The sequence below is a fragment of the Pseudoalteromonas sp. A757 genome (genome assembly GCF_004103285.1).
In the GTDB taxonomy this organism is placed as follows: domain Bacteria; phylum Pseudomonadota; class Gammaproteobacteria; order Enterobacterales; family Alteromonadaceae; genus Pseudoalteromonas; species Pseudoalteromonas galatheae.
This window is the reverse complement of the sequence record NZ_QNQN01000058.1, coordinates 92,092-110,895: the sequence shown is the minus strand read 5'-3', so window position 1 is coordinate 110,895 and position 18,804 is coordinate 92,092. Positions and strand designations below refer to the sequence as shown.

Genomic DNA, 18,804 nt, shown 5'->3' with positions numbered 1-18,804 from the left:
CAGGTGACGTCGTGACTATTCGCGAATGTGCGCCAATCTCTAAGAAAAAATCTTGGACGCTAGTTGACGTGATTGAACGTCCTAAGAAAGCTTAATTTTAGTTTTTAACTAAATTAGACTTTTATAAAGCCCCGGCATTAGCTGGGGCTTTTGCGTTTCTGGATAATTTTTATAAATAGCTATCGAGCGTCAGATTAACCACCCTATCTACGGTACTCTTTATAAAAAGCATTAAGGGGATAAATGAGCGTCAGACATTAGCTAAAGAAGATAGCGTTACCTTTGCGATATTAACAATTACCAAGCACGACGTATATTTTTGAGCGATATGTTTTGCGGCTTAGTATGGTTGAAACTTAGGGTGTTTGGTGTTAGTTTCTATGTCCGTTTATCTGGTGTGAAGAAGGATACTTAGGCGATCTTTTTAGTTAGCCTTAACCAGCAATCAATAGCAATTCACATCTTATTTAGTTAGTGGATCTATCTGACAATTTTCGCGGAGTATTTTCTATATTCTGGTTTTGTATGCTTTTTAGTTACAGATATATTCTCCAATTTCCAGAGTTTATACATGTTCCAACACTTTGTACTAACCCGTTTTAATTTGCGTAAGAAAGATTGGCTAGAAACGAAATCTAAAACACAAGTCCTAACCGATGAGTGGATGAGAAATCGGTTAGAGCTATTTGAACACTATTGTTTCTCTTCAGTGAAAGCACAAACGGAGCAAAATTTTAATTGGCTCGTCTTCTTTGACGTATCGACTGCTCCTGAGTTTCGCGAAACCATAGATCGTTTAGCTTCTGAGTTCCGAGCATTCATACCTATTTATGCTGATGGAATGGAGGATTTTTTACCAGCAATACAACGAGAGTTAAATGCACGATTAACCCAGCCATATTTGATTACTTCACGTCTGGATAATGATGACTGTTTACATCAGGACTATATAAAGGAAGTACAGGCACAGTTTGATCAACAGAGCTTTTTGGCTGTAGATTTTATTGATGGCTTTACACTTCAAGTAGCCCCAAAAGTGAGATTTGCCAAACATGCGCACGTGCATAATCCATTTTTAAGTCTAATTGAGACAAGTAAAGAGTATAAAACGATTTGGTGTAATGAGCGCCATGGTTATTGGTCGGAAATTAAGCAAGTGAAGACTGTACGAAAAAAACCAATGTGGATGTCTGTGATTCATATTGAGAACAAGATTAATGCATTCAAGGGTTTTGGTGATGTGAACCTAGAGCAACTTCAGGCATTCAATATTTGTCCGAAAGCTTGGAATTACATAGAGACACATATCGAGCCATATAGAGCCTGGCGTACCCAGGGTGTATATCATCAACTTCGAACGGGTTGGAAAGTCAACGCTAAAATACTGAAAAGGAAATTATTTCATGGAGACTCGACTACTTAGCTGCCTGAGTTGAGTCGTGTTTATTTATAGTTTGTGTAAAAGTTGCCAGAAGGCTGGCTACGGTGAGTGGTTAGACCTGTGCTGTACGATGTAGTGTTGTTAGCGGATAAAGTGGATAAGTCAATCACTGTTGTTATTGAACATAATAGAGCTGCGTTACCTTCCATTAGAAAAGCAAGCGTCAAGTGTACAAATAGGTTGCACACACATGATGAAAACAACACTGCTACTCACAGGTGACGTCGTGGCTATTCGCGAATGTGCGCTAATCTTTAATAACAATTTGCCTTGATACTTATTCAATTTGAGGGAATAAGTCAGGCGCTAACTGCGTAAAAACTTTTTATTTAGAACAACTAACTAGCAAAATTTTTGCCTCAAAATAGATCTCTTAATTAAGCAAATTGGTATAAGAAAAAATCTTGGACGCTAGTTGACGTGATTGAACGTCCTAAGAAAGCTTAATTTTAGTTTTTAACGAAATTAGACTTTTGTGTTTTAAAGAGAATAAATAATAGCATTCTCTCGGTCATAACGAATTTTTGTCGTGTAACATACGCTATCCCGCTCTAACTAATATTAACCATCAACAAATTACTGCTCCTTTTAAATGCGATAAGTGCGATATATCGGCGTTCCCCTAAGTTGTTTTTTAATCGGTACATACCTTTACTAAATGATGATTCACGTCAATGATTATTGTATTAAATACAAGTAGCGTCTGCTCGAGTTGCTACTAGTCTATCCGTGAATACGATGTTTAGGGTTGTTATATGCTTACAAAGTTAAAGTTAGGTCAGCAATTATCGGTTTCATTTGGAATCATGATCGCTCTAATGATAATGCTCTCTGGAGTGGCTTATGTCGGGTTGAGCGGTGGTTTTAGTAATTTTGTCGAATATCGGAGTTTAGCTAGGGCAAGTAATCTTGCAAGTAGTTTGGAGGCAAACTTGTTGTCAACCAGAGTCAATGTCTTAAATTTTCTCAAACAACAGTCTCAAGAAGATGTACGCCAATTTGAACAAAAAACTGAGCAATTACATAAAGACTTCCTTGAAGCTAGAGAGGTCCTAACTACACCTGAATTAGTCTCGCTAGTAGAGAAAAGTGAGGAGGCTTTAACTGAATATGAAGCTAACTTTAAACAAATCCTAACGCTTTACCGTCGCAGAGATTCAGTGGTTAACAATACACTGGATCAAATAGGTCCTCAAATGCGCAAAAATGTTACTCAGCTGATGGATTTAAGTGTCGAACGCAATGATTTTAAAGGGTTGGATATTGCGGCTCATATGCAAGAAAAGCTGTTATTAGGGCGATTATTTGTCAGTAAATTCTTAGTGAGTAACCTACCTGAAGACTATGAAAGAGCAATGAAAGAACTTAAGCAAGAGAAGGATTTACTAAACCAATCTAAGTCAGAGTTTACCGACGACGTATCCAAACGTCTGCTTGCAAGTACAGGATCACTGGGTGAGCGTTACTCTCAGGGGGTAAACGAAGTTCAGCGAATTATCACTGAGAGGAACCAGTTAATAGCTGGCTCACTTAACAAAAATGGTCAAAGTATTGCGGACTATTTAGGGCGTATTAAAGAGTCGATTAAAAACAAGCAAGACAAACTGGGGCCAGTTGCTCAAGCACAAAGTGAAAACACAGTGAATTCTATTATTGTTGTTGCATGTATTGTGATCCTGCTAGGCTGTTTTTTAAGCTGGTATATTACGCGTTTAATTAAAACTCCGATTGGCGGAGAGCCAAAAGAAATTGCAGAAGTGGCATCAAGGATTGCCAGTGGAGACCTTACTATTCAATTTGACAGGGGAGAGTCGGTCAGTGGTATTTATTTGGCGATGCGCAATATGGCTGACAAACTCAAAGTCATCATTGCAGAAATTCAAAGCTCCACGCATGCATTATCTTCCTCGTCGGAAACACTTAGTGCTATCACTGCCCAGTCCAAACAAGGGGCGGACAACCAAATGGAGCAACTCAGTCATAGTGCTGTTTCGATGAATGAAATGGCTGCTACGATTGCTGAAATAACCCAAAGTGCTCAACTCGCAGCGGATGCTGCGACCGATGCGGATTCTCAATCTAATTCAGGTGTTCAAGTTGTCGTTGCAACACAGCAAGCAATGGAAGGTCTAGTTGGTAAAATAGAAAATGTTAGCAAAACCATTGAGAATCTTGAACAAGAAACAGAATCGGTTGGTTCTATTTTGGATGTTATCAGGGGTATCGCGGAGCAAACTAATCTGTTGGCGCTCAACGCAGCAATTGAAGCTGCAAGGGCTGGTGAACAAGGGCGAGGTTTTGCAGTAGTGGCCGATGAAGTGAGAAGTCTTGCGAGTCGCACCCAAAAGAGTACGGACGAAATTCAAGAGATGATCTCTAAGTTGCAAAATGAAGCGAAGCGCTCCGTTGGTATGATGCGAGAAAACGTGAAAGACGCGAAAGATACAGCGGACAAGTCAGCGAAAACGGATGAAGTGTTACAAGCGATTTCTTCATCTGTGAGTACGATTAAAGATATGAATCTACAAATTGCCAGTGCTTCTGAGGAGCAAAACACGGTTACACAGCAAATTTCGCAAAGTGTGACCGAAATTAGTGAAACCGCGCAAGAGACTGCAACGGGAGCGGAGCGGGCGTCAGAGGAAGCGTTATCGCTGTTGTCGTTGTCCCGCGCACTAGATAAGTCGGTGAGCAGTTTTAGGTTATAAGTGATGATACTAAGCATTGGGGGATAGCACTAAAGTGTGCTGTCTTTTTACAGTACAGCCGCTATGCTAGAGCAAACAATAAAAAATCATCACAGTTATGTTTTCTATCGGGCTGATAAGTCTTATTGCGCTGCTGTATTTAGCGCTTTTATTTACCATTGCATGGGGCGCAGATAGGGCGAGTACAAAATTTCGGTCTTATCATGCCAAGCAAGTTACTTATGCCTTGTCACTTGGGGTATATTGCACCTCTTGGGCGTTTTTTGGTACTACCGCGCAAGCTGCAAATAATGGCTGGTGGCTTGCCCCAACTTATGTTGGCACGATTTTACTGTTTATATTTGGTTGGCAAGTCTACACACGAATTGCTGAAATATGCCGCCAGCAGCAGCTCACTTCCATGGCGGACTTTATTGCCACGCGTTATGGTAATTCTTCTAGTTTGTCTGGACTCATTTCTCTGATCTCTGTTATTGCGGTCGTGCCCTATATTGCTCTTCAGCTCAATGCTACCAGCGCCAGTATCGGTATGCTAACAAGTGACACCCAGCGGGTGAGTGTCGCGTTTTGGCAGGATAGTACTTTTTATATCACCTTACTGTTAGCTCTATTCGCAATTTTATTTGGCACGCGTAGGCTGAGACCGAGTGAGCATAACCCAGGGTTGATGACTGCAATCGCCTTTGAGTCATTAGTTAAGTTGCTGGCGTTTATTGCCGTTGGTGTCTACGTCTGTTTTGTACTCTTTGAATCGCCCACTCACTTATTTAGCCAGGCGGATCAGCAGGGAATTACCAAGCAAATAGAGGCAACTGCTAGCCCAACCTATGTTTATTTAGTCCATGTTCTCTTAGGGGTATTGGCAACGCTTTGTTTGCCGAGGCAGTTTCATACCTCTTTTATTGAATATGATGAACAAAACCAATTTAAGACCGCACGCTGGTTATTTCCCGTTTATTTGTTGCTAATTAATTTGTTTATTTTGCCAATCGCCTACGCCGGACTGGTGTATTTTAATGGTCAAGATGTTGGCTACGATACGTTTGTGCTCGCCTTACCACTGGGTTCTGATGCGCCTCTAGTTGCTTTGACAGCCTTTCTGGGAGGGTTTTCTGCGGCGACGAGCATGGTGATAGTTTCAGCCATCGTGCTATCTATTATGATCACCAACGACTTTATCAATCAATTTTTGTTGCGCCGCTCGCAGTTAAATTCAAGCCATCGGGGCTTATCTAAGTTTAATCTGCTCAATGCTCGACGGGTGGTTATTGTTGGCATTTTATTATTGAGTTACGCCAGTCATCGAGTGCTTGCTGAGGGCAACACGTTGGCCAATATGGGACTCATGTCATTTGCCTTGGTTGCGCAGTTTGCGCCTGCAATGGTGGTTGGTTTATGGTGGCGAGGGGCTTCATGTTTAGGCGCGCAATTGGGGATTGTGACGGGTTTTGCTATTTGGTTTTACACGCTGTTATTACCGAGCTTGATCAGTGGCTTTAACTTCGAAAGTCACTGGCTGAGCGCGGGACCCATGAATATCACATGGTTAGCACCTTTAGACTTTTTGGGTCTGGGATTAGATAGTACGAGCCAGTCCGTCTTGATCTCTTTAAGTGCAAATCTGCTGGTTTATTTGCTGGTGCCGTTTATTTCATCTGCACGTCTTGCTGAGCGATTACAAAGCAATAAATTTGTAATGCCGTCCAAATCTGCACAGTCCGCTAACACGGTATTGAGTTACCAAGACTTGGCAACATTACTGCAGCGCTTTAGCGAACAAGCGCGTGCGCAGCAGCTTGTAGAGCTTCATTTCCCTAAAGAGCCTGCAAACTGGAAGTTGCCAGCGCCATTGCAAGTTGAAAATATGATCGAGCGGGAGATGTCGACTCTCGTTGGCGGGGCATCTGCGAAACTGATTTTAGATGTCGCCAAAGATGAAAAACGCCAACCTTTAGAGCAAGTTGCAGAATTTGTCGATGAAGCGTCACAGGTGCTACGTTTTAATCGCGATTTACTACAGTCGACGATAGAAAACGTCAGTCAGGGGATAAGTGTAGTGGATAGTCAACTGCAATTGGTTGCTTGGAACCAGCGCTACGCAGAAATGTTTAATTATCCAGACAATGCGCTGTTTATTGGGCGTCCTGTGGCTGAGCTTATTCGTTACAATGCGCAGCGTGGACTATTTGGTGATGCTGATGTCGAGCAGCAAGTAGAGAAGCGTCTATCACATTTACGACGAGGCAATGCGTATCGCTACCGCCGCGAGCATCACGATGGCCGAGTGTTTGAAATGCAAGGTAACCCACTGCCTGGAGGTGGATTTGTAACGACCTATACGGATATCACCGAGTTTGTAAAACAACAATCCTTACTAGAGCAAGCTAATGTAAATCTAGAAGAAACGGTCGCGGCGAGGACCAAAGACTTGATAGACGCTAACCGTGCTTTATCTTCTGCGAAACGCCAAGCGGAACATGCAACGGAGAGTAAGACCCGTTTTTTCGCCGCAGCAAGTCATGACCTGTTACAGCCATTCAATGCAGCTAGCCTGTTTTGCTCATTAATGAGTGAAAAGGCCCAAGGGACTGAACTAGCTGAGCTTTCGCAAAGCATCAAAAGCTCATTGGCTAGTGCTGAAGAGCTTTTGTCGAGCATTCTTGAGCTAACAAAGTTAGAGGCTGGAGCGTTTAAGGTTAATCGCTCGCGCTTTGCGTTGTCGTCACTGTTGGAACCATTGGAAAACGAATATGGGGCGGTTGCGAAAGACAAAGGGTTAGCGTTTGCGGTGCGGGTTTGCGATGTCATGCTCTACACTGATAAAGCACTGCTAAAAAGGGTATTAGGAAACTTACTGAGTAACGCTATCCGTTACACTGAGTCTGGTACGGTAAGGCTTATCGCTGAATGTCAGGGGGAGAGTGTTTCTATCATTGTTGAAGACACTGGCGTGGGCATTGCAAAGCAAGATCAGGACGCCATATTTCAAGAGTTCAAACAGCTCCATAGTAAAGAGCTAGCGCAGGGGTTAGGACTCGGGCTTGCTATCAGCAAACGAATATGCGAAGTGTTGGAAATTCCCATCACCCTCGGCTCACAACTTAATAAAGGCACACAATTTACCTTAACATTGCCAAGCCTTGGGGGGCAGACGGATAAAAAGGCTGAAGTAACCGCTGACAAGCTCAGCGGTGATTCGCAATTATCGGGTCTGTCTATTTGGCTACTCGATAATGATGCCAACGCACTGGATGCACTATCACAAGTATTGCTAAGTTGGGGGTGTAAGGTGGCCGTAGCGCGAGATGAAGCAGCGCTTAGTGCACTGCAAGCAACGAGTCGGGCTGATATGTTGATCGCGGATTATCAGCTTGATCATGGTGTCACCGGACTTGAGGTAATTACGGCGCTTGCGCTGGACAATATGCCAATCATTATCAACACAGCTAACCACGACGAGGCTATTCGCGAGCAAGTAAGTGATGCCGGGATCCCATTACTTTATAAACCGCTTAAAATACCAGCCCTAAAGCGCATGATTAAACGATTAATTTAGTTAAGCACTCGCTTCATCGTCGAGGTGTACATCCGTAGCCAGCTGATTAAAGAGGATCCCAGCTTGGGTGCGGTTATACACATTGAGCTTTTTTAAAATTGCTGAAACATGCTGTTTGATGGTGGTCTCTTGAATCGACATTGCATATGCAATCTGCTTATTCAAAAGGCCGTCGGCAATCATCGTTAACACGCGATATTGCTGCGGTGTTAGCTTTTCTAAATTACGTGCAAATTGCGCTTGTTCGCTGTCACTTTCTGGCGCGATATCCACGATTTCAGGCAACCAAGTTTCTCCTTCAATAACGAGCTTGATAGCATCACTAATCACTTCTAGTGAGGAAGACTTGGGAATATAAGCGCTTGCCCCGAGGGCAACACATTGACTAATAATGGCTGCCGATTCGTTGGCTGAAACCATGATCACTAGTATGTCTGGATACTGATTTCTTAACCGGGCAAGACCTTCGAGACCTTTCGCGCCTGGAATAGATAAGTCCAAAAATACTAGCTCTGTTTCAGGATGCGCGAGCAACATCTCGAATAAGCTGTCTAAGGTACTGGCTTCTTTGATAGGATCATGACCAATCGCTTGTGCAGCGGCTTGTTTGAGAGCGCTGCGAAATAATGGGTGATCATCAGCGATGATTGCTTGCACCTGAGACATCCTTAACTAACTCCTAGTATCCGTTGTTATAGGGTATTTCCAAAACTACATCAAGTGATTGAGATAGCGAGGCTTCCTTGCAGCCTCGCTTTCGATGCTAAAAACGATAACCTACGGTAAGCGAAACGGTTCTTGGGTCGCCAAAGTAGCCTATCAAAGTATTATCACCACCAAGCCCCGGCGTATATTTACTCACATTACTCGGATCGCTCGGATCTGGTGTCACGAACTGATAGCCTCCTATCATATATTCTTCATCGGTCAGGTTTTTCCCATGAAGACCAACACGCCAATTGCCATCTGTGCTATACCAATTAATACTCAGATTGACTAAACCATAGCTATCCTGCGTCAGTAGGCTATCTTCCTCAAATAAGACATAATCACCACGATGGTAGTAGCTGGCATTGAATACCCAATCGCCAATATCGCTGTAGAGTTTATATGTCGCCCCAAGGTTAAAAGTTAAATCAGGGGTGTTAGAAATACTAAAGCGGTCTGATTTATCAAATGTCGCACCCGTGTCTGGGTTAGTATCGAGTACCTCTTCAAAGTCGCTGTCGATATATCCTATCGCGGCGTCAAAACTCAGCGCCTCTGTGGCGACATAGCTCAGCTCGGCTTCAATACCATTTGCTGTAGACTTACCGATGTTGCCAAGTCGTTGGTTTAGATCGGCAGAAGTTGCACCGGGCAATACGGAAATATATTGGCGGTCTTTGTGATCTAATGTGAATAGCGTGATATTGGCTCTTAGATTGTCGTTCCATTCGCTTTTCATACCGATTTCGAATGAATCTACGATTTCAGGGTCTGCAGCAGGCTCTGCGGTGCTAGCTCTGGGGTTGAAGGTGCCGGATTTAAATCCTTGAGCATAGCTGGCAAAGAACATGATATCGCGGTTGTATTGATATTCCACTCCCACTCTTGGCGTAAACCGTGACCAATCTTCTTCATCATCAAGCACTGACGGTACGAGCTCACCGGCAGGGCGTGTATAACCTGGGATCCAATTTGATTCGGGATACACGACATCAAAGACCAAACCATTACTGACTTGTGCTTCTTTGCTGTCTTTAGTGTAACGAGCGCCCAATGTGAGCGACCACTGCTCTGCTAAATCAATGGTGCCTTGAATATACGCGGCTTTACTATTTGAGTTGTTACAACCACTCACTTCTCGCGTAAGACCGGGAGCGCCCAAGCTTTGTCCTAATACCTCCAAAATTGCTTGGAATTGGCCGCATGACTCGCCATCGTAATAATATAGACCTGAGACAAATTTGTAGCCGTTACCTGCATGGCTTAGCTGTATCTCATGCGTGGTTTGTTCATCATCATAAATGGCGGGTACATCAAAGATCCGCAATGGCGTATTATCAAAGTCGATATTGGTCGGGGAATAACTATCTCGGCTAGCGCCGATGTATTTTATTGTGGTGGCGTCAGAAAAGTCCCAGCGAGCGGTCAAACTATATCCCTCAAGTTCGACTTTATTCCACGTTGGCATACTGGTGTAAGAATCAAATACGCTGTCAGGCACGGGAGCGTCAGTCAGTAAGCTCGGCAACAAGCGATAACCCCCTTTAGAGTTAGAGTCATCGTCGGTTTTATCCCATGCTAAACGGAAGAACAAGTCGTCGCTTGGACGATATTCCAAGGTTAACCGTGCAGCTTGAATTTCTTTATTGTAGTTTTCCTTATCTTGGCCGGGTAGCGTTGAAACCTTGAACTCGCCAAAACCATCTCGATTTAAAGTAGCAAAGCCATAACCTAAGTAGAGTGTGTCTTCCACGAGCGGCAATTGACCTGTGATCTTAAGATCGCGTTGATTATAACTACCAACAGTCCCTTCCACGTTAAAAGTCGCATCGCCAGACATTTCCTTAGTGACATATTTTATAGCGCCACCAATGGTGTTTTTGCCATATAGCGTTCCTTGCGGTCCTCGTAATACTTCAATCTGTTGTACATCAAGGAGGTCGAGTACAGCCCCTTGCGGCCTTGCCAAATAAATGTCATCGACGTAAATGCCGACACCGGGTTCATAACCCCATAATGGGTCTTGTTGCCCGACACCACGAATAAAGGCTGTGAGGGTAGAGTTAGTGCCTCGGCTAGCTTGAAGCGTGGTATTGGGTGAAAACTGCTGGACTTCAGAGAGTACCGAGATGCCATTTTCGAGTAGATCGGTTTCACCGATAGAAGTCACTGCAACTGGAACGGTTTGAAGGTTTTCTACCGTCTTACGCGCCGTGACTTCAATGCGTTCTAGCTTGCCTTCTGATTGTGTTGCTTGTTCTGCTGCCGCTGGGTTGACTTGAGTTGCGAGTGTAATAGCCAACGCGATAGCTGAATATCTAGGTTGGTAAATGTTCATCCTGTGGTCCCTATTATTGTCATTTTGGGTGCTTGTTGTCACACCAAAGCATAGGGGAGTTGTAAAGTTTTTCTATTAGTACCTTAGTACTAATACCTTGATACGCTAGGATTAACACGGGGTGTAGAGCTTCTATAACCTTAGTACTATGGTTTTTATTGCGCCTGCACGCCACACTGATATTCATCAACAGCATGCCCAACACATCAACTTATAACGGGCATTAATAACAATAAAAGGAAGCCCTTATGCTTAGTATGCTTGGACTGGCAGGAGGACTTGGCCTGCTTATTTGGCTAACTCTCCGTGGCGTAAACTTGTTTATCGCAGCTCCACTTTGCGCTTTATTGGTCGCATTAACGAGTGGCGTTGCGCTATTTCCCACAGAAGCTGTAGAAAGCAGCTTTCTTACACTTTATATGGATGGCTTTGCTGGCTTTTTGAGTGCTTGGTTTTTCATGTTCTTGCTTGGCTCTTTGTTCGGTAAGTTCATGGAAGACAGTGGTGCTGCCGACAGCGTCGCACGCTATATTGTCGACAAGTTAGGTATGAAACATGCGGTATTAGCGGTGGTGATTGCCTGTGCGGTACTAACGTATGGCGGCGTCAGTGTTTTTATTGTTGCTTTCTCTGTCTATCCTATGGCGCTTAGCTTATTTAAAGATGCCAATTTACCAAGGCGCTTTATTCCCGCAACTCTGGCTTTCGGCTCAGTCACCTTTACCATGACTTCGGCAGGCTCTCCTGAAATCCAAAACTGGATCCCAATAAAATATTTAGGCACGTCGCCTTATGCAGCTTGGGAAGTCAGTCTAGTGGTTGCCACGTTTATGGCTATTACTGGCTATTGGTGGTTGAAAAAGATGATAGCCAAAGCGGTGGCAAATGGTGAGCACTTTGAGGCGAAAGAAGACGACCCTGAAATCCATGAACGTAACTATCCTCATCCAATCACTGGCGTACTGCCTCTAATCGTGGTGTTGATTTTATCTTTTACACTTCATGATGTGCTGCAGCAAAGTGCACTTATTGTAGCTCTACTTGGCGGTGTACTCAGTATTGTTGCGATTAATTTTAAGTATTTTCACAATATGGGGGCCGCGATTAACTTGGGTACAACAGGTGCGCTAGTTGCTATCGGTAATACCAGTGCGGTAGTGGGTTTTGGTGCGGTAGCAAAAAACACCGAGGCATTTCAATTAGCGGTCGAGTTGATGACACAAATGCCGGGTAATGAGCTACTTGGCGCCGCTGTGGCGGTAAGTGTGATAGCCGGTTTAACCGGCTCTGCATCCGGTGGGCAAGCTATTGCGTTACCTTTAGTGGCACCGCACTACATTGATGCGGGTGTCAATCCAGAACAATTACATCGTGTTGTCGCTATTAGCTCAGGCGCTTTGGATACCTTACCGCACAACGGTTATGTGGTCACAACCATTCGCGCCATCTGTAAAGAAACACATCAACGAGCATACTGGTCCATGGCTGCGTTGACTGCGGTCGTGCCGCTGGTGGGCGTTGCCCTCGCATTAACCCTATTCATCTTATTTTAACGGAGAGATACAGCAATGAAGCGGATTTTCCTGTTACTTTTGTTCGTTGCCAGCCATATCGTCTATAGCAGTGAGACAAACAAATCTATGCTGGTTGAAAAGCGGGCATTTACACTCGCGCATTTTACTACAGAGTCTGGAGTCAGCATTCCTGACGTTAAGGTCGGCTGGGAAAGCTATGGCAAATTAAATGCCGACAAAAGCAATGCAATTTTGATCACGCATTTCTTTTCAGGCACATCTCACGCTGCGGGTAAGTATCGAGAGTCTGACGTATTGGCAGGTTACTGGGATGCCATTATCGGCCCGGGCAAAGCGATAGATACTAACAAATACTTCGTGATAAGTTCAGATACTTTGGTCAACGCAAATTGGCATAATAAAGATGTGATCACAACGGGCCCTGCATCCATTAATCCAAAGACGGGCAAACCTTATGGCTTGGATTTTCCCGTGGTGACCATCGGTGATTTTGTTGAAGTACAAAAGCAACTATTGGATAGCTTAGGTATCGACAAACTACATGCGGTGATGGGCGCGTCTATGGGATCTTTCCAAGCGTTAGAATGGTCGGTGCGCTACCCCGAAAAAGTGTCACGTTTAATTCATGTGATTGGCGCGGCAAAGATGGATGCTTGGACCGTTGCGGCGTTAGAGAAATGGGCTTTACCCATCCGCCTTGATCCAAATTGGCAGGGCGGGGACTACTACGACGGGGAAAGGCCACTTGCTGGACTCACGGCCACGATGCTTAATATCACTCAAGACGCGATGCACCCCGCTATTTATAACGCCAGTTTTCCAGACTTTATTGTGCTTGATCCCAAAGCAAAGCAAGATATTCGTCAGCTTCCTAAACTCAGCCAAACGCTAGCCACGCGCGCACGAGCAAGGGCCGAAACGCAAGACGCGAATTCTATCTTGTATTTAGTCCGCGCCTCGCAACTATACACCGCAGGCATGCAAGGTAATTTTGATAGTGCTATCGATAAAATCACAGCAAAGGTTTTATTGATGCCTGCAAGCAATGACTTGTTATTAAGGCCTGAGCCCATTCGTAAGTTAGCAGAAACCCTTAAAGCCAAAAATAAAGACGTACAAATTACAGAGATAGAAGGCGTTTGGGGGCATTTAGACGGTATTTTTTCAATTCAATCACAGGCTGACACTATTGCTCAGTTCTTAGCAAAATAATCAAGGAGTGACGATGAAGACGGCGTTGATCACAGGGGCTGCAAGTGGCATTGGTCGCTATATCGCGATGGCCTTGAGCAAACAAGGTTACAGTTTATTGCTTGTAGATTTGAACTTAGCGCAAGCACAGACGGTGGCTGAGTCTATCGTCAGTGACGGAGGAAATGCACAAGCGTTTGCGCTCAATATCGCTAATAAGCAAGACATCGCTGACTTTGTCCGTCAGCACGATAACATTGATGTGCTTATCAATAACGCAGGTGTGCAACATGTTGAAGCACTGGAGCATTATCCAGAAGATAAATGGCAATTGCTGCAAGACGTGATGCTAACAGGCCCAGCCATGTTGTGTAAGGCAGTATTGCCGCATATGCGCAGAGGAGGCTTTGGCCGTATCGTCAATATTGGTTCTATCCATGCTTTAGTCGCTTCTAAGTATAAGTCTGCTTATGTCGCTGCAAAACATGGGTTGATGGGATTTGGTAAAGTATTGGCGCTGGAAACCGCAGACTGCGATATCACTGTGAACACCATTTGCCCCGCTTATGTAAAAACCCCATTGGTAGAACAGCAAATTACCGCGCAAGCGAAACAGCATGGGATCAGCGAAGATGAAGTGATAAACAATATCATGTTGGCACCAATGCCGAAAAAGGCGTTTATAGGGTTGGATGAGATTGCCCACGCTGTTAATTTTTTACTCGCAAATGAGTCACGCAACATTACTGGCCAAGCCATTGTGCTTGACGGCGGCTGGACAGTGCAATAGGAGGAATGATGGCTGGTTTTGATAAGGTAGTCGTAAGCTACGACGAAGCAATGGCAGGACTGTGTGATGGCATGACCGTGATTGCAGGGGGCTTTGGTTTGTGCGGGATCCCTGAAGGTTTGATAAACCAAATACGCCACATGGGCACAAAGGACTTAACCGTGGTTTCTAATAACTGCGGAGTAGACGGGTTTGGTTTAGGGGTTTTGCTTGAGGACAAGCAGATCCGCAAAATGGTGGCTTCCTACGTGGGAGAAAACGCCTTGTTTGAGCAGCAGTTATTGAGCGGTGTATTGGAAGTTGAATTAACCCCGCAAGGGACACTTGCAGAAAAAATGCGCGCAGGTGGAGCCGGGATCCCCGCTTTTTATACCGCGACAGGCGTTGGTACACCCGTCGCTGAGGGTAAAGAGGTAAAAACGTTTGGTGACAGAGAATATATTTTAGAGCCGAGTATTACGGGAGACTTTGCTATTGTAAAAGCGTGGAAAGCAGACCGTTTTGGCAATTGTGTTTATCGCCACACCGCCATGAACTTTAATCCAATGGCTGCAACAGCTGGAAAAATTACCGTTGTTGAAGTGGAAGAAATTGTAGAGCCCGGCGAAATCGAACCGAGCCAAATTCATACTCCTGGAATTTATATCGATAGAGTGATTTTAGGACAGTTCGAAAAACGCATCGAAAAACGTACCGTGAAGGAGCAGGCATAATGGCATTAACCAGAGAGCAAATGGCCATGCGAGTGGCACAGGAATTAAGAGATGGGTTTTATGTCAATCTTGGTATTGGGATCCCCACGCTGGTGGCCAATTATGTACCACAGGGCATGGATGTTATACTGCAATCGGAAAACGGCTTATTAGGAATGGGGGCTTATCCAACCGAGCAGGAAGTGGATGCGGATATGATCAATGCGGGTAAGGAAACCGTTACGGCCCGCACGGGAGCTGCCATTTTTAGTTCTGCAGAAAGCTTTGCAATGATCCGTGGCGGTCATGTGGACCTGACAGTGCTTGGCGCTTTTGAAGTGGATCAACAAGGTAATCTCGCCAGCTGGATGATCCCAGGTAAGCTTATCAAGGGCATGGGTGGCGCGATGGACCTGGTCGCTGGGGCTAAAAATATAATTTGCACTATGACGCATGCGAATAAACAAGGTGAGTCCAAGCTGCTACAGCACTGTAGTTTACCGCTCACCGGCGTAAACTGTATCAATAAGATAGTAACCGATCTTGCGCTGCTTGAAGTCAAAGGTGGCGCGTTTCATTTACTTGAGCGAGCTCCAGGTGTTAGCGTCGCGGAAATTCAAGCAAAAACAGCTGGTATATTGATCTGCCCAGATGACGTACCGGAGATGGCGTTTAGCTAGGGTTGAACTAAAGCTAAGCTTCCATGCTATGCACGCAGCTGGCTTTAACGCGAGCTGCGCTACATTTGTTATTCTGCGCCGCTTCCACAAAGTGGCTTGTAATCAACATACCTTCTCAGTTATCTAAAAGTCCTATTTTTCCCTTAATTATCCTTCCCCTGCTATAGCTTCTCATCGTAGTCATAAAATTGTAAAAAATAGTAAACACTTACCTATAAAGCCTCCCATATAAACCTGAAATTGGTACAATTGTTTATTACAATTTGCAAAGGACATTCAATGCAAGCTTCTTTTAGCGCACCAAAGGTGGGGCGGTGGTACCTTTTTATTACTGAGAGTTGGAAGATACTTTTATTATGGCTGAGTGGGGTATTTCTACTTATGTCATTTAGGCTATTTTATCTATTTCATTTCAGCGAGAACATTTCGTTAAATATCACGGCTAAGCAAATATTTGATGCCTTAGCCACTGGTTTTAAATTTGACTCCTCCGCTGCTGGAGTTTGTCTCGCTATTCCTTTTTTGCTGAATTGTTTCCTACAACCTTTGCGATTAGATAATTGGGTTAGACGAGTACGCAATATGATAGGGCTAATTTATCTGAGTGTTTTTGTATTATTAGGAATCTGCGGGATAACTTATATCAGCGAGTATGGAACTCAATACAATTATTTTATGCTGGAAGGGTTATATGATGATCAGCAGGCTATACTGAGCACGGCCATTCAGCAGTATAAGCCCTGGGGGAGTTTGTTGAGCATAGGTATACTGCTATCTTGCGTAGTCGTATGGACTCGTTTTGTGGATAAGAGAAGTTATCGCTTACTGATAAACATTTGTCCGAAGAGCAGAATCAAGCAAGCAATTATTTCGATATTGGTGTTCGTTATGTTTGTTTGCGCCGCTAGAGGCTCATTTGACTCTCGTCCTGCATCAAGAAAGTGGTCGGCCGTCACTACAGATCCATTTGTAAACAACTTAGTTATTAACCCGTTCCGTAGTTTCTTTTACGCGATACAAGACTATGGTGAATTAAATCAGCTCACCACGTTAAGTACTAATCCTTATTTGGCCGATAAGCATGAGATCGATGATGCGCTGCTAAATAATGAAACCCGTAGTATGGGGCCCTTAATTCAAAAACCTTCGCGCATTTTTTACATTGTAATGGAAAGCTTTGATTCTTGGCCTCTGCAGGATAAATATAGGGATTTAGCGCTAACAGAAAATTTTCATCGACTAAAAGCAAAGGGTATTTATGTTGAACAAGCGTTGCCTGCTGCTTCTAGTACAATGAACTCATTGTCCAGTCTAGTTACAGGGATTCCATTTAGTGGTATTAACATGAGCCGTCTCACGAGTAAGGCTCAAACATACTCGCTAATCCATTTGATGGAGGATCAAGGTTATACATCACAATTTTTTTATGGTGGCTTATTGTCTTGGCAAACGGTAGGTGAGTTTATGAGTAGACATGGCGTCGATCACGTCTATTCTGCTGCAAATGCTGGAGGCAAGGGGAGCGCTGGTGTATGGGGGGTTGATGATGGGCAATTATTTGATCTCGTTAGCCAGTCAGTGCCAGAAAATAGCTTTAATTTGATTATGACGACTAGCTACCATGGCCCATTTAATTTAGATTTGTCAGCTAGCGATTACCCTTGGAAAAACGGTGACTACCCAGTTCAGTTTCAGCGGATGGGTGATGAAGTGTTATCAGCTAACACTCTTGGACACTTATGGTATTCAGATCAAATGATGGGACAGTTTGTGGATAATATGCAACGCAAATACCCTGACGCGCTATTTATCATTACTGGAGATCACTACAGCCGCCGCTATTTTCATGCTAAGCCTAACTTGTACGAACTCACCCATGTCCCAATCCTTATACTGGGGCAAGGGGTTTCACCTAAATTGAGTAACCGAACAATTGCTTCACATATGGATATCACAGCAACGATTATGGACTTGATAGCAAGGTCCAACACATCGTTTTCTAGTTTTGGCTATTCACTTGTTGGTTCTGAAGCTCCAGAAAATGTTTTTGGTTATAAAACAATTCGAGATACGGAGCGAGTTTGGAAACAAGGTGATGGTGAGCAGTTTTATAGCTATCAGGTTAACCCCAAACAGGGTGATAAAGGTGTTGAGCAGCCAGCACCAACCCTTGAATATCAAACTTATATGGCTGCTGCATGGCAATTACTAATGGGGAGTCCTACACCTCATTAAACTGCGACGTGGGCCAATATAGACTGTTAAACCCGAGGGCCATACTAATCTTTTGATTAGCATGGCCTGTAATCGTATTCTTATAAGTGCAAATCACTATAGCAGTGAGGTATGCTTTTTGGATGATACTATTTAGTCTTATTTATTAACTGTTAATGACTAAGATACTCACGCGCTACGTGCATTCATCTCAGCAATAAACTTGTTCGAATCTTCAATAGAGCGGTTCATATCAGCGATTAGGGCGCTAATATCACGCTTTAACCCCGTAAACTCACCTTTAATAGCGCTTACCGCTTGTGCATTTAGGTTATGTTTAAGATACAGCACATTATCTTGTAGCGAGTCGAGCACGGGCTGCATTTTGGCTTCACTGCTGCGCATTGAGCGAAGTAAGCGTTCAAATTGGCGCTGTGTTTGGCTTAATTGCTTAGCACTCTCGCGTTTTAGGTTTGCACTTGAATATTGCTCAAGTTCATCTTGCCACTCGTCAAATAGCGCATTGGCTACGTCTTCCACTTTGTCTATATTGCTACTTACTTCAGCTGCAGCGGCAAGGGATGACTGGTAGTCATCGTTAAGCAGGTTATAGGCTTCTTGTAATTCACCACCATCAAAGTTAATTAACGTGGTGAGTCTTTCCAACGCCGATTGAAACTCTTTTTGTGATTCCTCTTGGGACTCCTTTGTTTCTTCGACACGATCAACCAATATCTCGCGTTTATGCACACCAAACTTTTCCATAGTGGCGTAATAGGCACTCTGGCAGCCAGTAACGAGTAAAAGTAACACTGCGCTTAAGGTGAGTTTCTTCATTTGCACTCCCGGGCTCTAGAAGGTCAATAATTAGTAAGTGGCCACGTGACCGTCGTTATATATTACTATTTAGCGTTATAAATTATGGCGGGGATTGTTATGATATGTAAAGTG

The 18,804-nt window shown here is 44.0% G+C and carries 13 protein-coding genes; 10 read left to right on the top strand and 3 right to left on the bottom strand.

Going from position 1 to position 18,804, the window contains the following annotated elements; all coding sequences use genetic code 11:
- From rpsQ to DRB05_RS04600, 4 genes are all read left to right on the top strand, one after another.
- The coding region (rpsQ, locus tag DRB05_RS04620) for a 30S ribosomal protein S17 (RefSeq protein ID WP_045990750.1) at positions 1-95 on the top strand (95 nt) is incomplete at its 5' end.
- A gap of 476 nt (positions 96-571) precedes the next feature.
- A complete protein-coding gene (locus DRB05_RS04615) occupies positions 572-1,423 on the top strand; it encodes a glycosyltransferase (RefSeq protein ID WP_128725888.1) in 852 nt (283 codons plus the stop codon).
- Positions 1,424-2,196: 773 nt separating this feature from the next.
- Positions 2,197-4,149: a methyl-accepting chemotaxis protein gene (locus DRB05_RS04605; protein WP_128725887.1), complete on the top strand. Its 1,953-nt coding sequence runs from the start codon at positions 2,197-2,199 to the stop codon at positions 4,147-4,149.
- Positions 4,150-4,246: 97 nt separating this feature from the next.
- A complete protein-coding gene (locus DRB05_RS04600; protein WP_128725886.1) occupies positions 4,247-7,705 on the top strand; it encodes a PAS-domain containing protein in 3,459 nt (1,152 codons plus the stop codon).
- On the opposite strand, the gene DRB05_RS04595 is transcribed toward DRB05_RS04600, so the two are convergent.
- Together DRB05_RS04595 and DRB05_RS04590 are read right to left on the bottom strand one after the other, a co-directional pair.
- Entirely contained in the window at positions 7,706-8,371 is a 666-nt protein-coding gene (locus tag DRB05_RS04595) for a response regulator transcription factor (protein ID WP_128725885.1), read from the bottom strand.
- Between the two features lie 97 nt (positions 8,372-8,468).
- Positions 8,469-10,751, bottom strand: a complete 2,283-nt coding sequence (locus tag DRB05_RS04590) for a TonB-dependent receptor (RefSeq protein WP_128725884.1) — start codon at positions 10,749-10,751, stop codon at positions 8,469-8,471.
- 248 nt (positions 10,752-10,999) lie between these two features.
- Here DRB05_RS04590 and DRB05_RS04585 point away from each other — a divergent pair, with 248 nt between their 5' ends.
- The 6 genes from DRB05_RS04585 (at position 11,000) to DRB05_RS04560 (ending at position 17,874) form a co-directional block, all read left to right on the top strand.
- A complete protein-coding gene (locus tag DRB05_RS04585) occupies positions 11,000-12,304 on the top strand; it encodes an SLC13 family permease (RefSeq protein ID WP_128725883.1) in 1,305 nt (434 codons plus the stop codon).
- A gap of 15 nt (positions 12,305-12,319) precedes the next feature.
- Positions 12,320-13,498, top strand: coding sequence for a homoserine O-acetyltransferase (locus tag DRB05_RS04580; RefSeq protein WP_128725882.1), 1,179 nt, complete (start codon positions 12,320-12,322; stop codon positions 13,496-13,498).
- A gap of 13 nt (positions 13,499-13,511) precedes the next feature.
- On the top strand, positions 13,512-14,267 hold the full coding sequence (locus tag DRB05_RS04575; protein WP_039494664.1) for a 3-hydroxybutyrate dehydrogenase: 756 nt from the start codon (positions 13,512-13,514) through the stop codon (positions 14,265-14,267).
- An 8-nt stretch (positions 14,268-14,275) separates the two neighbouring features.
- Positions 14,276-14,980, top strand: coding sequence for a CoA transferase subunit A (locus DRB05_RS04570; protein ID WP_128725881.1), 705 nt, complete (start codon positions 14,276-14,278; stop codon positions 14,978-14,980).
- Positions 14,980-15,639 (top strand): 3-oxoacid CoA-transferase subunit B, encoded by a 660-nt coding sequence (locus DRB05_RS04565; RefSeq protein ID WP_128725880.1) that lies wholly within the window; start codon positions 14,980-14,982, stop codon positions 15,637-15,639. The genes DRB05_RS04570 and DRB05_RS04565 overlap by 1 nt, the downstream gene beginning before the upstream one ends.
- 888 nt (positions 15,640-16,527) lie before the next feature.
- Entirely contained in the window at positions 16,528-17,874 is a 1,347-nt protein-coding gene (locus DRB05_RS04560; RefSeq protein ID WP_235956606.1) for an LTA synthase family protein, read from the top strand.
- A 168-nt stretch (positions 17,875-18,042) separates the two neighbouring features.
- On the opposite strand, the gene DRB05_RS04555 is transcribed toward DRB05_RS04560, so the two are convergent.
- The gene (locus DRB05_RS04555) at positions 18,043-18,690 is read right to left on the bottom strand and encodes a DUF2959 domain-containing protein (RefSeq protein ID WP_095728998.1); all 648 of its coding nucleotides are present in this window, start codon (positions 18,688-18,690) and stop codon (positions 18,043-18,045) included.
- Positions 18,691-18,804 lie beyond the last annotated feature (114 nt).

Coding starts and splice junctions, on each gene's coding strand:
- DRB05_RS04615 (WP_128725888.1), top strand. CDS start 572: ATGTTCCAACACTTTGTACTAACCCGTTTTAATTTGCGTAAGAAAGAT.
- DRB05_RS04605 (WP_128725887.1), top strand. CDS start 2,197: ATGCTTACAAAGTTAAAGTTAGGTCAGCAATTATCGGTTTCATTTGGA.
- DRB05_RS04600 (WP_128725886.1), top strand. CDS start 4,247: ATGTTTTCTATCGGGCTGATAAGTCTTATTGCGCTGCTGTATTTAGCG.
- DRB05_RS04595 (WP_128725885.1), bottom strand. CDS start 8,371: ATGTCTCAGGTGCAAGCAATCATCGCTGATGATCACCCATTATTTCGC.
- DRB05_RS04590 (WP_128725884.1), bottom strand. CDS start 10,751: ATGAACATTTACCAACCTAGATATTCAGCTATCGCGTTGGCTATTACA.
- DRB05_RS04585 (WP_128725883.1), top strand. CDS start 11,000: ATGCTTAGTATGCTTGGACTGGCAGGAGGACTTGGCCTGCTTATTTGG.
- DRB05_RS04580 (WP_128725882.1), top strand. CDS start 12,320: ATGAAGCGGATTTTCCTGTTACTTTTGTTCGTTGCCAGCCATATCGTC.
- DRB05_RS04575 (WP_039494664.1), top strand. CDS start 13,512: ATGAAGACGGCGTTGATCACAGGGGCTGCAAGTGGCATTGGTCGCTAT.
- DRB05_RS04570 (WP_128725881.1), top strand. CDS start 14,276: ATGGCTGGTTTTGATAAGGTAGTCGTAAGCTACGACGAAGCAATGGCA.
- DRB05_RS04565 (WP_128725880.1), top strand. CDS start 14,980: ATGGCATTAACCAGAGAGCAAATGGCCATGCGAGTGGCACAGGAATTA.
- DRB05_RS04560 (WP_235956606.1), top strand. CDS start 16,528: ATGTTTGTTTGCGCCGCTAGAGGCTCATTTGACTCTCGTCCTGCATCA.
- DRB05_RS04555 (WP_095728998.1), bottom strand. CDS start 18,690: ATGAAGAAACTCACCTTAAGCGCAGTGTTACTTTTACTCGTTACTGGC.